Source organism: Chthoniobacter sp. (genome assembly GCF_040003245.1).
Classification (GTDB): domain Bacteria; phylum Verrucomicrobiota; class Verrucomicrobiia; order Chthoniobacterales; family Chthoniobacteraceae; genus Chthoniobacter.
The window spans coordinates 1-13,060 of the sequence record NZ_JBDUCX010000196.1 but is presented as its reverse complement, the minus strand read 5'-3'; the positions used below and the strand labels follow the sequence as shown (position 1 = coordinate 13,060).

Genomic DNA, 13,060 nt, shown 5'->3' with positions numbered 1-13,060 from the left:
GAGCATTTCGTCGTGCATGGAGCAGACGAGTACTTTGATGCCCGGCTGGAGGACGACGAGATCCTTGATGAGTTCCAGCCCGCCCCGGCCGGGCATGTTGAGATCGGTGAGCACGAGATCGGGCAGCTCGCGCTCCACGGCGGTCAGCGCATCGGCGGCATTGGGCGCGGTGGCGCAGACGGCGAGATCGGGCTGCGCATTGAGCATGAGCTGGTAGCCGTCGAGGACCACGGGATGATCGTCGACGAGGAGAATGTGGAACCGGGCGTCGTTTGCCCGACGCTTGCTGGCTTTGGGCTGGCTCATGAGGACGAGGGAATAAAGCAGGCGACGCGGGTGCCGCCAGCGGGAGAGGAACCGATTTCGAGGGTTCCGCTGACCAGCTTCAGCCGGTGTCGCATCACGCTGAGGCCGATGCCGCCGTCCCCGGTCGGAGTTTCGGGCAGGCCGTCGCCATCGTCTTCCACTTCGAGGACGAGGGTTGCTCCGCGGCGCTCGAGGCCAATGCGAATTTCCTTGGCGGCGGCGTGCTTGAGCGCGTTGTTCACCGCTTCTTGCGCCACGCGGTAGAGGTGGCCAGCCAGTACCACGTCGGACACTTGCACCGGCTGCGGGCAATCGAAGATGCAGCGGAGGCGGGCGCTGCGGGCGGTGGCCTCGGCGAGTTCGTGCAGTGCATGCATGAGTCCATCGTCGGCGAGGGACACCGGAGCGAGCCCGTGCGAAAGGGCGCGCACTTCGGCGATCGTTTCGCGGAGTTGCCGCCCGAGGCTCTCGGCCTGGGGCACGAGGGAAGGTGCGGCGGAACCGAGGGCGGTGATGAGCCCATTCGTGGCCAGCGAAGCGGCGGTGAGTTGCTGGCCGAGCCCATCGTGCAAATCGGCGCCGATGCGCCGCTGTTCACGCTCCGAGGTATCCAGGATCACCCGCTCCAGCCGCACGCGCTCGGCTTCCCGCTCCGCGAGACGGGCCCCCATGGCTGCGAAGGCGATCGACAATTCATGCACTTCGTCCCCGCCCGATATTTTCACCAAGCTGTTCGCCCGTCCATCGCCGTAATCCCGGACCGCGCGCGTGAGCCGGGCCAGCCGGGCGGCGAAGCCAAAGTGCAGCCCCACCCACAGGCACAGGCAGAGCAGGGTGATGGCGGCGGCCACCCACTGCCGCTGGTAGCGGGCGTCTTCCATCGCCTGTTGCACCGCACTCGCGTGATCGAAAACCACGAGAGCCCAGGCGGTTTCGTGTGCGCCGATGGCGAAGGGATACGCGCCGTAGAGGAGCGTTCCCTCCTCGCTGTGATTGCCCGTTTGGGTGGTGTCTTCATGTTCCTTCGCCGCGAGTTTCATCGCAGGTGCCAGGGGGGTTTCGCTGGCCGGCCGGCCTTCCCAGCGCTTTTCCGAGTCATCGATGACCACACCCTGGTCATTGACCAAAGCCGCCTCCTTCAGCCACGGCTGATGCGCCCACGTGGCCAAATCCTCGGCGAGCATCGCCGCTTCCCCGTGCTCCGCCTGTCGGCCGCTGCGCCGGGCCATGCGTTCTCCCGTCGCATCCATTTCCGCGAGCACTTCCTTGCGATTGCGGGAAAGATCGTTCGCCAGATTTAGCTCAAACTCGAACCAAGTGGTGGCGAGCCCGAAGACGAATACGAGCATGGGCACGTAAAAGCGCGCGGGCGGGGGAAATGACATGGCCGCAAGATACGCAGAACGCGCGGGGCTGCGAGTGGGGTGAAGCCCACCGATGGGAAAAGGATTGGCATCGCGGAGCGGAATGCCACGATGCCGGTCCACAAAATAATCCCATGAATCTTCTCCCCATCCTTCGCTCCCACCCGTCCACCACGACTCTCGGCAAATTGCTGGCCATGGGGTTTGCGCTTTGTCTATTCGCCATTTCGGCCAATGCCGAGCCGCTCCAGCTCGCCTCGAGTTACAAAGCGAAAGGCACGAACGGCGACGGCTCTCCTTACAAAGGCACGGTCTCTATCAAGATCATTTCCGACACGACCTTCAGCATCGACTGGAAGATCGAGGGCTCAGTGACCAAGGGATTCGGCATGCGGATGAACGATACGCTCTCCGCCACCTACATGCTCAATGGCGAGCCCGGCCTCATCATCTACAAAGTGCAACCCGACGGCAGCCTGTCGGGCATCTGGGCCATTCGCGGCGTAAGCGGAAATGGCACGGAAACGCTGACCCCGTAGGACGGAAAGGCCGTCGCTGGCGGCTGGAGTGTTCCAAGACGTACAAGCCGCACAGGCTGGTCTTCTGGAACACACTGGGGCGGAGACGGAGCAGGATTTAGGCGTCTCGACCGGGGAAGGAAGTGTCTGCCACGGTGAGTAGCTCGACGCGACTCATGGTCTGGTTTCGTGGCGAGGCCACAGATCCTGAGCGTGGCCTTTCACGCTGGAAGAAGCAATTTCGGGAGCCCCACCACGATGCCAAATCCGTAGATCGCATCGAGCCAAAAAATGGAGCCGATGGCGCCGAGGAAGATGGTGGCAACCAGTGGCGTGCCGAATAGCTTGGCCGTGATGGGGGAGCCCGGAGACCAGACACTGTGCCAGATGCTGCGAGCATCTCCGGTGCTCGGGAAGGAGTGCATGGCGATGGAAATTGCGAGCCACATGAAGATGCCACTGGCTGCGGTGAGCTTATCGAAATTCACGTTGAGCGAGCGCCGCGACGAGGCCGCAAGCCACGCCGATGAAGGTGTTGAGAAAGAAAGGGCCGACGCCGATCAAGATGTGTTTCCAGACGGAGGTGGGACGATCGTGGATCACGTAGCCGGAGGGATTGCCGATACGGAAGTAACATACCTTGTGGATGGCCGTGCCGGTGAGTTTACAGAACATGACATGCGCCAGTTCGTGAACGATGACACCGGGACAGGTCAGGATGGAGATAAGGAATCCGGGGATGAAAAACATGAGGTTCTGGGAAGGTGAGGTGAGAGGTTCGATCGAGGCAAGCTTGGCAACGAAGGCGGGTCAGTGCGACTCCATTCGCGGGGACATTGTGAGCGAATCCGAGGAACCCCGTCGGGCAACCAGCGATATCGATGGTTATGCGACGGGGTTTGCCCCGCTCTCCCATAGGCGTCTCGCTGCGCTCGGCTTTCGACTCCGTTACACTCCGCTCAGAACGAAATGCGAGAAGAAGATCACTTTCGGGAAGACTGCTTAAGCGAATGTCTGCCGCGGGTAGTGAGCGAGGTGGATAGTGACTTCTTCGACGAAGGCCTCGCCGAAGTCTTTGAGCTTTTGGGCGCCGACGCCGGGGATCTTGCCGAACTGCCCGGTGGTGGTGGGGTAGGCGCGGGCCATTTCGCGGAGGGTGGCGTCGGAGAAGATGATGTAGGCGGGGACGTCGCGTTCGTCGGCGAGCTTGCGGCGGAGGGTGCGCAGGCGGTCGAAGAGGACTTCGTCGCAGGCGATGTCGCCTTTGCGAGTGCGGGCCTTTTTCTCGGCGATGGCGACGGGCTTGGTGAGGGTGATCTGGCGGCGGCTCTTGAGGGCGGCGAGGCCGTCGGCGGTGAGCTCGACGGTGGCAAACTTTTCGGCGCTCTGGCCTAACAAGCCGAGGCGGATGAGTTCGCGGCCGAGCGATTGCCATTCGCCGCGTTTCATTTCCTGGCCGATGCCGTAGGCGGAGATTTTCTCGTGGCCCCATTTGCGGACGGCTTCGGTTTCGCCGCCGGTGAGGACCTCGATGATGTGATTGAGGCCGAAGTTGAAGCCGCTGCGCTCGCGGACGCGGTAGACGCAGGAGAGGAGTTTTTGCGCGGCGAGGGTGCCGTCGAAGGTCTCGCGCGGGGTCAGGCAATTGTCGCAGCCGCCACAGTTTTCCTCGGGCCAGACTTCGCCGAAATAGCCGAGGAGCTCGACGCGGCGGCAGGAGGAGCTTTCGGCGAAGTGGACCATCTGCTGGAGCTGGGCGCGGGCGAGGCGGCGCTCCTCGGGGTCGGTCTTTTCCTCGATGAAGGCGGTCTGCTTGACGACATCCGCCGCGGAGAAGAGGAGGACGCATTCACTGGGCAGCCCGTCGCGTCCAGCGCGGCCGGTTTCCTGGTAGTAGCCCTCGATGTTCTTGGGCAGATCGTAGTGCAAGACGAAGCGGACGTTGGGTTTATTGATGCCCATGCCGAAGGCGATGGTGGCACAAATGACGCGTATCTCATCGCGGAGGAAGAGTTCCTGATTCTTCGAGCGTTCGTCGCCGGTGAGGCCGGCGTGGTAAGGGCGCGCGGGGATGCGATCGGCCATGAGGCGCTCGGCCACGCTCTCGGCGGCCTTGCGACTGGAGCAGTAGATGATGCCGCTCTCGCCGGGGCGTCCGCGGAGGAAGGCGAGGACTTGATCGTAAGGCTGGGCGCGCGGGAGAACGCGATAGGTGAGATTGGGGCGATTGAAGCTGGCGGTGTAGCAGCGCGGAGCGCGGAGGTGCAGCTTCTCGACGATATCGTCGCGCACGCGCTCGGTGGCGGTGGCGGTGAGGGCCATGACGGGGACGTCGGGCAGACTGGCGCGGAGATCGGCGAGCTGGCGGTACTCGGGGCGGAAGTCGTGGCCCCATTCGCTGATGCAATGCGCTTCATCAATGGCCAGCAGGGTGACGTTCCAGGCGCGGAGGTTATCGACGAAGCCGGGAAGCATGAGGCGCTCGGGGGCGGCGTAGAGGAGGCGGTATTCGCCGCGGTGCAGGCCGCGGAAGCGGGCGCGCGCTTCGTCGCCATCGAGGGTGGAATTCAGGAAGGTGGCGGGGACGCCGGCCGCGGTGAGGGCGTCGACCTGGTCCTTCATCAGCGCGATGAGGGGGGAGACGACCACGGTGAGGCCGTCGCGCAGGAGCGAGGGAAGCTGGAAACAGAGGGATTTGCCGCCGCCGGTGGGTAAAAGAGCGAAAACGTCGCGGCCGGCCAGGGCATCGGTGATGATTTCCTCCTGTAAAGGGCGGAAAGAATCGTAGCCGAAGGTTTGTTTCAAGGTGGCGAGTAGGGAGCGGGACGAGATCAAGTAGGGTATTTCACGGTAGGTAGGGCAGGGACGCAAGTTTGGCTTGCGGATCTCTGTGGGGGTTGCGTGTAAACCCTTAGTGTAGGTCGAACTCTACCGCTTTCCACGGAGGATGTTTTGGGGGTAAACCTCAGGGATTCAGGGGATTCCCTGAGGTGGATATACAGAGACGTCCGGCGGAGCGGCGTATGCCCACTGCTTTATAAGAGGTATGAAAATTACAACGATTTTGACGGCGGTGATGGTGATCTCGACGGGCGCTTCCTGCCTGGCAGGTGGCATCCGAATTGGAGAAACGCCGGCCGCGCGGATGGCCAAGGACTCGACCATTCCCGGGAAGGGCAAGGCGGGTCAGTGTCTGCCTTTTGCCACGGCGCTCCAAAAGAAAATGGCCGCGGCGGGGATTGCCGCGCGAGTGGTTGTGTATGGATACGAAGCGGGTGGTGTTCCCACGACGGATGCGGCGGGCGATGTTTCGGCCCAGCCAGCGTTTGGCACGGCGGCCGGGCGCGGATCGCATGCGGTGGTGATGTATGACGATGGCGGACGGACTTACGTGATGGACAATCAATCGTGGACGCCGCAATGGGTGCACAACGCGGCTCCGGTCCAGATGGCGCAACAGTTCAGCGGGATCCATTGCAGCGTGAAGATGGCACGGGTGGTGCCGACCGAGCGTCCGCGTCGGGCGACGACAATGGTGGCGGCGGCGGTGCCTCGCTCGACGACGAAGCGGCTGGCGGCGAACTGAAACAGGCTTCCTTAGGCGGCCCACCTTCCCGGCATCGACGGCGCGATGCCCTCCAGGATATCTGTGGCGGGCTAGAACGACTTGTAGTGCACGCTGAGGGTGCGATAGGCCTGCGTGGTATTCACGGCGGCGAAGTAGACCAGCTCGATGGCGGTGTTATTCTGGTTCCACTTGTAACCGATGATCTTTTGGGTGACGTCGGCGTCTGGCGCCTGCTCGGTGCGGCGGGCGATGAGCTGGCCTTCGCCGTAGCGCTGCTCGAGGCGCTTGCGCACGTCGTTCATGAGCGTGGTGTAATGGGCGTCGTCCCAACCTTCCTGCTGATACTGCAACTCGACTTCGACCAATTCGCCGCGGTGGAAGTAGAAGACGGTGCGCTTGAGGCCGGTTTGGAGCAGGCCCTCGACATCCCAGGCTTCCTTGCCGTCCACGAGATGCTTGTCGACGATGGTGGCCTTGGCGCCGCCGAGGAGTTTTTCGAGGCGCTGGGCGGTTTCGCCCCAGCGGAGGCCGAAGGGCGGGTTGATTTCCTCGGCGCGCAGGGCGCTGGCTCCCAGAAAAAGGAGCACGGCGATGAGCCGGACGAGGTGTTTCAACATGATGGACATCGAAAGTAGGCGCGGGGTGGCCGGTGGCGAGGCGATTTTCGCCCGTCGCCCCTGCGGGCGATTCGCTTAGAGCGCGCCGCGCGCCAAAGAGTTCAATTCTTTTTCGCCGTGCTCGAGATATAGACCTCCCGGAGCTGCTTGAAATCGACTTCCACAGGCGAGTGCGTCATGAGATCGGCGCCGCGGTTGTTCTTCGGGAAAGCGATGACTTCGCGGATGGATTCCGCGCCGACGGCGAGCATGACCAGGCGGTCGAGGCCGAGGGCGATGCCGCCATGAGGCGGCGCGCCGAAGCTGAACGCGCGGAGAAGATGACCGAACTTGACTTGCTGCTCCTCGGGGTTGACGCCGAGCACTTCGAACAGCTTCGCCTGGAGATCCTTCTCGTGGATCCGGATCGAGCCGCCGCCGAGTTCGACGCCGTTGAGGACGACGTCGTAGGCGACGGCGCGGACCTTGGCGTATTCGCCGGCTTCGAGGGCGGGGACGTCCTCGGCCTTCGGGCGGGTGAACGGATGGTGCACGGCGACCCAATGGTTGTCTTCGGGTGAAAAGGCGAGCAGCGGAAAATCGACGACCCAGTGGAAGTTCAGTTCGTCCTTCTTCGCGGCGAGGATGCCGAGGATATCGGCGCAGCGCAGGCGGACACGGCCGAGCACTTCGACCACGGGCTCGAGCTTGAGATCCGCGCCGAAGAACAGGACGTCGCCGGGGGCGAAGCCCAGGCGCTCGGTGAGCGCGGCCTTTTCGGCTTCGCTGAAGAACTTCACGATCGGCGATTCCCATTCGCCGCCTTCGCTCCATTTGATGTAGGCGAGGCCCTTGGCGCCGAACTCAGTCTTGACCCATTCCTCCCATTTCTTGAGCTGCTCCTTGCTGAGGAGCGCGGCGGCGCCCTTGGCATTGAGCCCCTTGATCACCCCACCGCCATCGGCGACGGAGCGGAAGACCTTGAACTGCGACTCGCGGAAGATGTCGGCCAGATCGACCAGCTCCAGGCCGAAGCGCAGGTCGGGCTTGTCGGAGCCGAAGCGGTTCATGGCGTCGGCGTAGGAGAGGCGCGGGAAAGGCGTGGGGACATCGACGCCGCGGGCTTCCTTGAAGATGCGCACGAGGAGGCCCTCGATGAGCGTCTGGATTTCCACGTCGGTGATGAAGGACGCCTCGACGTCGATCTGCGTGAATTCCGGCTGACGGTCGGCCCGCAAATCTTCATCGCGGAAGCAGCGGGCGATCTGGAAATACTTCTCCAGGCCGGCGACTTGCAGGAGCTGCTTGTACTGCTGCGGAGCCTGCGGGAGCGCGTAGAAGGTGCCGGGGTTGAGCCGCGACGGCACGAGGAAATCGCGCGCGCCCTCGGGAGTGGGGTTCGAGAGGATGGGCGTCTCGATCTCGAGGAAGCCGGCTTCATCGAGGTAGTCGCGCGTGGCTTTCACGATGCGATGGCGCAGCTTGAGGTTGCGCTGCATGTGCTCGGTGCGCAGGTCGAGGTAGCGGTACTCGAGCCGCAGGTCTTCGTTGACCTTCGGGTCGTCGAGCGGGAAGGGGGGCACGTCGGCCTTGTTCAGGACAGTCAACTCGGTGGCGATGATTTCGATGGCGCCGGTGGCCAGTTTGGCGTTCTCGGTGCCGGCGAGGCGGGCACTCACCTTGCCGGTGATCTGGATGACGTCTTCACTGCGCAGCTTGTGCGCGAGCGCGGAGGCATCCGCGTTCTCCTCGGAACGAAAAACGATCTGGGTGACGCCTTCGCGATCGCGCAAATCGATGAAGATGACGCCCCCTTGGTCGCGGTTGGAATTCACCCATCCGGCGAGCGTGACGGATTGGCCGATATCGGCGGGGCGAAGTTGATGGCAGGAATGGGTGCGGTACATGGCAGGGGCGCGGAATGTAGCCGGAATTGCGCGGAGGTGGAGAAGAATTTGGGGGAAAGAGCTTGTAGCGTCGGACTTGACCTGCGGGCGACTCCGCGTGACCGTCGCCGCGTGCCTCACCTTGTCAAACTTCGCCGCGTTCTCCCCCTCGCTATTTTGCTCCTGCTGCCGGTGCTCAGCCCCGGGGCCATCAAGACGGTGCAAAAGAACTATCTACAGGAGGCCGAGCAGGCGTTGCGCGATAATAAGGTCGACGAAGCCCTGGCCGCGCTCGATGCCGCGCTGACGGAAGATCCGGACAACGCGGCAGCGCACTTCTGGCGCGGACGGCTGCGGGCCGGCAAAGGGGAGTATGACAAGGCGCTGCCCGACCTGAATGCGGCGATCCGCCTCAAGCCGACCGCGGAGGCCTATGCGCATCGCGGCTACATTTTCCAAAAGCAGCGGCAATTCGACGATGCGCTGGCCGATTTCAACCAGGCACTGCGGCTCGATCCGCAGCATTACCTCGCACTCTTTCTCCGCGGGCTGGTGCTCGGGGACAGCGGCAGCACCAAGGCTTCGCTGAGCGATCTGGATTCCGCGCTCGCGCTCCAGCCGGACAGCCGGGAAGCGCTGCAGGCGCGCGGCCAGGTACACGTGATTCGCAAGGAATTGGACCTGGCGATGGCCGATTTCGAGCGCTGCATTCAGCTCGATCCGAAAGACCCGACCGGCCACACCGGACGCGGCGGTGTGAATTACCTGAAGGGTGATTTCAAGGAAGCGGTCGAGGATTACACGCAAGCCGTGGATTTGCTGCCGAAGGACCCGCAGCCGCTGGCCCAACGCGGCTACGCTTACGCCGGGCTGGGCGACATGGACAAGGCGATGGCCGATTTCAATGCCGCGCTGGCGATCAACCCGAAGGATCTGCCGTCGCTGCTGGGCCGGGCGGAGATTCATCGCAGCAAGAAGGGGTGGGGTGATGCGCTCAAGGATTACCAAGGGATTCTCGCGTTGGCGCCGGGCGATTTCCGGGCCCTGCTCGGGGAAGCATCGGCGCAGTATGGGTCGGGTGATCTCGAGAACGCCCTCGGCACTTATGCTCAACTGATCCAGCGCTTTCCCACCGAGGCGCAGCCCTTCAACGATTGCGCGTGGCTGCTGGCCACCGGCGTGAAGGACAAGGTGCGCGACGGGAAGCGCGCGGTGGAACTCGCCAGCCAGGCCTGCGATTTGACCAGCTACCAGAACCCCGGCTACCTCGACACGCTCGCCGCGGCTTTTGCGGAGAAGGGCGAGTTTGCCAACGCGATCAAATGGCAGGAGGAAGCGGTCAAGGCCTCCAGCCAGGAGCCGCCGGAAGTGCAGGCGGACATCAAGTCGCGGATCGAACTCTACAAGCAGAACAAGCCCTACCGCGAAGAGCAGAAGTAGACGACGCGAAGGGCTGCGCCCGACGCATCGAGGTCAGGCCATCAGCGGCTTGACGATGTTGCCGGCAACATTGGTCAGGCGCACGTCGAGGCCCTGGAACTTGGTGGAGAGACGTTTGTGGTCGACGCCCATGAGGGCGAGCATGGTGGCGTGGAGGTCATGGACGTTGACCACGTTTTCCACGGCGCGGTAGCCGAGTTCATCGGTGGCGCCGTAGGTGGTGCCGGCTTTGACACCGCCGCCGGCCATGAAGACGCTGAAGCCGAGGATGTGATGGTCGCGGCCGGTGCCCTGGCCCATCGGCGTGCGGCCAAATTCTCCGCCCCAGAGGATGAGGGTGTCGTCGAGCAGGCCGCGTTGCTTGAGGTCGGTAATGAGCGCGGCGGTGGACTGGTCGACGTCCTTCGCGCCGGACTTCATGCCTTCGTCGAGGTTGCCGTGGTGATCCCACGCGCGGTGGTAAAGCTGGATCATGCGCACGCCGCGTTCGGCGAGCCGGCGGGCGAGCAGGCAGTTGGAGGCGAAGCTGCCATCGCCGGGACGCGTCACGCCGTAGAGATCGAGCATTTCCTTGGGCTCGTTCTTGAAATCCATCAACTCGGGCACGCTGCTCTGCATCTTGAAGGCCAGCTCGTACTGGGCGATGCGCGTGGCGATCTCGGGGTCGTGTTGCTCGTCGGCGAGAATGCCGTTCATCCGCGCGACCTCGTCGATGACCTGGCGCTGCGTGCTCTGGCAGACGCCCTCGGGATTGCCGATGTAATGCACGGCGTCGCCGCGCGATTGGAATTGGATGCCCTGGAATCGGCTGGGCAGCACGCCGCTCGACCATTGCCGCGCGGAGACCGGCTGAAGGCCGGTCTTGCCCGCCGACATGAGGACGATGAAGCCGGGCAATTCCTGCGTCTCCGCGCCGAGCCCGTAGAGCAGCCACGAACCCATGCTTGGCCGGCCCTTGATGATCGAGCCGGTGTTCATGAAGGCGTGCGCGGTGTCGTGATTGATCTGCTCGGTCTGCATGGAGCGGACGACGCAGAGATCATCGGCGACGCCGGCAATGTGCGGGAAAAGATCGCTGATCTCGATGCCCGCCTGGCCGTGGCGCGCAAAGTTTGTGATCGAACCGCGCGCCTTGAGCACGGCGTTTTGCAACTGGGCGAGCTGCTGGCCCTTGGTGAAGGATTCTGGAAAAGGCTGCCCGTCCAGTTTCTTCAACTCCGGCTTCCAGTCGAAGGTCTCGAGATGCGATGGCCCGCCCGCCATGCAGAGGAAGATGACACGCTTGGCCTTGATCGGGAAATGCGCTTCCGGCAAGGCGCCGTGCCAGCCCTCGGGCCGATGCCCGGCCGTGGGGACGCCCAGGCCTTTGTTTTGCAACATGGCCAGCGCGAGCCCACCGAGGCCGTAGGCGCCTTGGGTAAGGAAAGTGCGGCGATTGACGCTCAGCGCATATTCAACGGGATCGAAGGGCTTCATATCAGTAGCGGGTGATGACTTCCTGCGAATTGAGGAGGACGCGGCAGAGATTGGTCCAGGCGGCGAGCTCGGCGGAATCGCCTTGCGTCGGCGGTGCATAGCCGGTCTTGAGCAGCTTGCCGGCGTCGTCGGCATGGTCGCGGTAGTAGTCGCGTTGCGTGGCGAGGAATGCTTCGAGCGATTCCTTTTCCTTGTCCTTGGGTGGACGGGCCATGGCGATCTCGAAGGCGCGGGCGAGCCGGACGTCGTCACCGGTGGCTTCGCCGGTCAAGACGCGGCTTGCGAAGAGACGCGCAGCTTCGACGAACGTGGGATCGTTCAAGAGCGTGAGAGCTTGTTGCGGCGTATTGCTGACTGTACGCGCGGCGGCGCATTCATCGCGGGAGGGCGCGTCGAAATTAGCGAGCATCGGATGCAGGAAGGTGCGTTGCCGATGCATGTAAACACCGCGGCGCCATTGGTCCGGCCCCGTAGTCGCGACATAATCACGTGTCGGAAATTGCAGCGCGTCGTAATAGCCCGGCGGTTGGTAGGGCTTCATGCTCGGGCCGCCGATCTGGTCGACATTCAAGACACCGGCGATGAAGAGTGCATTGTCGCGCACGAATTCGGCCTCCAGGCGGCGCGGGTTCTGCGAGGCCAGCAGGCGGTTGGCTGGATCGATCTCGCGCAACTCGGGGCGCAGCACGCTGCTCTGCCGGTAGGTCGCGCTGGTGACGAAGAGCTTGATCATGTGCTTGCAGTCCCAGTCGCTGTCGCGAAATTCGCTGGCGATCCAGTCGAGCAATTCCGGGTGCGACGGCGGTTCGCCTTGCGATCCAAGATCATCCACCGACGCGCTCAACGCGGTGCCGAAGAACTGCTGCCAGAGCCGGTTCATGACCGTGCGCGCGGTAATGGGGTTTTCCTTGGAGACGATGTATTCCGCGAGGTCGAGGCGGGTCAGGCGTCTCTCCGGCGTGCTCTCCTCGCGCCCCGGCAGGAAGGAAGGCGTGGCCGGCAGCACGACCGGCCCGCTCTCGTCCTGCCAATTGCCGCGCGGCAGCACCCGCACGGTGAGTGGGTCGACCGCTTGCGTGACCATGCTCCACGCTTTGCCATCGCGGGTCTCGCGGAGGGCTGCGGCGAGCTGCTTGTAGCGGTCGAAAGCCGGGCGGTCTGCAGCGGTGCTGAGCAGCCAGGTTTCGGCCAGCAACTTCTTTTGCGCGACGGTCCGCGCGTTCGGTGGGTTGTGCAGTGCCGACTTCAGATCGTCGCTCTGATTCAGGTCGAGCGGGGCGCGCGCACCGAAGGGTGAGAGCGCGACGCGCAGGGACGCAGGAAACTCGCCGCTCACGGTAATCACCAGCTTTTCCTTGGGCGCCAGCTTCGCGGGCGGGTCGAGCAGATAGACTGCGCTTGGCGATCCTCCAGTGCGAAGCTGTGGCAGCCTCCATTCCACGGCGACGCCCAGGGTTTCGACGCCGTTATCATAGCGCGGCTTCTTCTCCGTGGCGTCGGCAAAGTAGACGGCCAGCTTGCGCATCTTACCATCGGGGGCTTTTACGCTCACCGCGACCCGCAGATTTTCGCCGCTGGGGCGAATGGGCGTGGAACTGGCTTCCTCCGCCAACTGGATTCGCACGGCGCCCACTGAATTCGCGCTTATGAGCCCGGTGGTGATGCGCAGTTCCTCACCCTTGGCCAGCAATTGATCGGGCCGCACCGTATCCGCACTGAACAACACGTCGCGGTCGACCAAGGGCTTGCCTTGCTTGTCATAGATCATCCCGCTGAGGGCGGGGGACTCCCATCCATCGAACCAGTTGTGGTGTTGGGTGACCCATTGCTCAAACTGCTCGCGGACTTTCATATCCGTGTCGATGCCTTTCGTCGCGGCATAGGCGGCGAGTTCCTTGAGATTGCG

12 protein-coding genes are annotated in these 13,060 nt (G+C 63.5%); 3 read left to right on the top strand and 9 right to left on the bottom strand.

Annotated elements, in window-relative coordinates; all coding sequences use genetic code 11:
- A partial coding sequence (locus tag ABJF10_RS22640) for a response regulator transcription factor (RefSeq protein WP_348546888.1) occupies positions 1-306 on the bottom strand: 306 nt, incomplete at its 3' end.
- Positions 303-1,691 carry a sensor histidine kinase gene (locus tag ABJF10_RS22635; RefSeq protein WP_348546887.1) on the bottom strand — a complete coding sequence of 463 codons (1,389 nt, stop codon included), beginning with the start codon at positions 1,689-1,691 and terminating at the stop codon, positions 303-305. The genes ABJF10_RS22635 and ABJF10_RS22640, both read right to left, overlap by 4 nt.
- A 113-nt stretch (positions 1,692-1,804) precedes the next feature.
- Between ABJF10_RS22635 and ABJF10_RS22630 the strand changes: the two genes are divergently transcribed.
- The gene (locus ABJF10_RS22630) at positions 1,805-2,209 is read left to right on the top strand and encodes a hypothetical protein (protein WP_348546886.1); all 405 of its coding nucleotides are present in this window, start codon (positions 1,805-1,807) and stop codon (positions 2,207-2,209) included.
- A 200-nt stretch (positions 2,210-2,409) separates the two neighbouring features.
- Here ABJF10_RS22630 and ABJF10_RS22625 read toward each other — a convergent pair whose 3' ends face one another.
- From ABJF10_RS22625 to recQ, 3 genes are all read right to left on the bottom strand, one after another.
- Positions 2,410-2,676, bottom strand: a complete 267-nt coding sequence (locus ABJF10_RS22625; protein ID WP_348546885.1) for a hypothetical protein — start codon at positions 2,674-2,676, stop codon at positions 2,410-2,412.
- Entirely contained in the window at positions 2,663-2,938 is a 276-nt protein-coding gene (locus tag ABJF10_RS22620; protein ID WP_348546884.1) for a metalloprotease family protein, read from the bottom strand. The genes ABJF10_RS22625 and ABJF10_RS22620 overlap by 14 nt, the downstream gene beginning before the upstream one ends.
- Positions 2,939-3,190: 252 nt before the next feature.
- A complete protein-coding gene (gene recQ / locus ABJF10_RS22615; protein WP_348546883.1) occupies positions 3,191-4,993 on the bottom strand; it encodes a DNA helicase RecQ in 1,803 nt (600 codons plus the stop codon).
- Positions 4,994-5,234: 241 nt separating this feature from the next.
- On the opposite strand from recQ, the gene ABJF10_RS22610 reads away from it, so the two are divergent.
- Positions 5,235-5,774: a hypothetical protein gene (locus ABJF10_RS22610; protein WP_348546882.1), complete on the top strand. Its 540-nt coding sequence runs from the start codon at positions 5,235-5,237 to the stop codon at positions 5,772-5,774.
- Positions 5,775-5,845: 71 nt separating this feature from the next.
- Here the strand turns inward: ABJF10_RS22610 and ABJF10_RS22605 are convergent, their stop codons facing one another.
- On the bottom strand, positions 5,846-6,373 hold the full coding sequence (locus tag ABJF10_RS22605; protein WP_348546881.1) for a hypothetical protein: 528 nt from the start codon (positions 6,371-6,373) through the stop codon (positions 5,846-5,848).
- A 101-nt stretch (positions 6,374-6,474) separates the two neighbouring features.
- Positions 6,475-8,259 (bottom strand): aspartate--tRNA ligase, encoded by a 1,785-nt coding sequence (aspS, locus tag ABJF10_RS22600; RefSeq protein ID WP_348546880.1) that lies wholly within the window; start codon positions 8,257-8,259, stop codon positions 6,475-6,477.
- A gap of 156 nt (positions 8,260-8,415) precedes the next feature.
- Between aspS and ABJF10_RS22595 the strand changes: the two genes are divergently transcribed.
- The gene (locus ABJF10_RS22595; RefSeq protein ID WP_348546879.1) at positions 8,416-9,678 is read left to right on the top strand and encodes a tetratricopeptide repeat protein; all 1,263 of its coding nucleotides are present in this window, start codon (positions 8,416-8,418) and stop codon (positions 9,676-9,678) included.
- A gap of 33 nt (positions 9,679-9,711) precedes the next feature.
- Here ABJF10_RS22595 and ABJF10_RS22590 read toward each other — a convergent pair whose 3' ends face one another.
- Together ABJF10_RS22590 and ABJF10_RS22585 are read right to left on the bottom strand one after the other, a co-directional pair.
- Positions 9,712-11,154 carry a DUF1501 domain-containing protein gene (locus tag ABJF10_RS22590; protein WP_348546878.1) on the bottom strand — a complete coding sequence of 481 codons (1,443 nt, stop codon included), beginning with the start codon at positions 11,152-11,154 and terminating at the stop codon, positions 9,712-9,714.
- A gap of 1 nt (position 11,155) precedes the next feature.
- Positions 11,156-13,060: DUF1553 domain-containing protein (locus tag ABJF10_RS22585; RefSeq protein WP_348546877.1), on the bottom strand; the 1,905-nt coding region annotated here is incomplete at its 5' end.